This window comes from Candidatus Obscuribacterales bacterium (assembly GCA_036703605.1).
GTDB lineage: Bacteria > Cyanobacteriota > Cyanobacteriia > RECH01 > RECH01 > RECH01.
The window spans coordinates 1-1,736 of sequence record DATNRH010001174.1 but is presented as its reverse complement, the minus strand read 5'-3'; the positions used below and the strand labels follow the sequence as shown (position 1 = coordinate 1,736).

The window sequence follows — 1,736 nt, the reverse complement described above, 5'->3', positions numbered from 1 at the left end:
GGATTACGGTGATGAAGACCTCTGGGCTGGTTAGCAGTATGTAGCCTGTAATGGCCGCTAACGTGACAATCAACCGTAGTTCACTAGAATTGAGCGTGATACGGTTCCATAACAACTGAAAGTGAACAGCTTTAGATTGGCGTGTGTTCCGTTTTAGAAAAGTCATAGACATTGCTTGTTACTGCATCTCGTCGTGAATGGCATCGACATTGCCCTACAACTCCAGCTCTTTCGTCCGGGATGTCCGGGGCTGTGCTCCCAGCATGATGGTCTGGGAAGCCTTGTCTGGAATGGGCTCCGGCGTCAATGCCTGTTCTCGACGTTGGAATAGCTCTTGGCTATGGGAATTAGGAATGTCATTTTGGGTGATAAAAATATCGTTGTCATGGCTAATAGTGGCGTTTAAGACCGGTGTTTTACGATTGGCATCTCGTCCCGTTATGGTCTGAGTGCCATCGTCCTGGCGTTCGATGTCAAAGCGATAGCGAAACCCGGATCCCTTGCTTCTCCAGTCGATCTGCCCGAGATTGCCCTCAAATTCCTGACGGGTTAACGTTTGCAAGGCACTGACAATCTGCTGCCCTTGTTTGTACTGTCCGTAGTCTTCAACCGATTGAGGCAGTTGGGTCATGATGTTGACTTGTTGAGGCTGCAATTCATTGATTTGGGTGTCCCACTCACCCTCGGCTGGTTTTGCTGCTTCAAAAACTGTGCCGTAGTCAGCGTCGGTAATGGTAATCCGGGCATCCTGTCCCTGAAATCCTTCATAGGTCAGCGCCACCACACCGGCTGAACTACTGAAAGCACTTGGTTCAGTTTCACCTCTGAATTGCATCCGCGCCTGCGTAAACTGTTCTAACGATTGAGCAATCTCAGCGCCTCGCTTTTCTGGCGTCTGGGTAAGGGTGGCAACCGCTTCTTCGAGGGTGCCGAGTCGCTGATCGAGCTGAGCGATCGCTTCATCCATCTGATCCAGTTGCTGGTCTGTAGACGCGGTTGGATCTAGCTCAATGGGTTCAACATCGTCTAACTCAATCCCAAGCTGTTCTCCAATGGCAGTGAGCCGGTCATGGGCTAAATGAAGGCTGTCCTCAACTGGAGACGGAATAGCATCGGGGCTGGGAATGGCTTCCCGTGGTTCAGTACTAGTTTGATGATTGAGCGATCGCCCTGGGTGAGCTTGTTCAAGGAGGGATTGCTCTAGAGCCGTGGTGCGCTCGCCAATGGCTTCGAGTTGTTTGACCTGTTCGACAGCGCGTTTGCCTTGAGCTTTTGCGCGGGCCTGCTCTAGTTTCTGGGAAAAGGCCTCACCAAGTTCAACCGCCGTTCCAACCGCAGCGACTGCGCCCCCGATCATGGTCAAGCCATCGACGTCTTCAGAGTCTCGCATCATGCGTTGACCCATAGAATTGAGCTGACGAGCGGATTGCTCCCGTTGTGCAGAACCGTCCTGCGCTTCAGCGCTCTCCCGCATCATGTCCTGCATGGTCAGACGGCGCTGCCGCTGCCGGTCTTGAGGAGATGGGGCTGAATCGGTCTGTTGGGATTGCTGCGGGGATTGCTGATCAACCATCTGCTGTACTGAATTCAATGAATAACGTCGTCCAAGCTGGTTGCCCGCCAAATGAATCTGGTCTTTTGAGAAACTCCACCCCTGCTGAGTCATGCGAGTTTCAATGCCTTGTCGGGATAATAAATCTGCAATCCCTTCAGGGGAGGCTGCAGATGAGATCGCT

Annotated in this window: 1 protein-coding gene; it reads right to left on the bottom strand. The window is 52.4% G+C overall.

The features are described from left to right. Positions 1-214 precede the first annotated feature (214 nt). On the bottom strand, positions 215-1,736 hold a 1,522-nt coding region (locus V6D20_24340), incomplete at its 5' end, for a hypothetical protein (protein HEY9818911.1).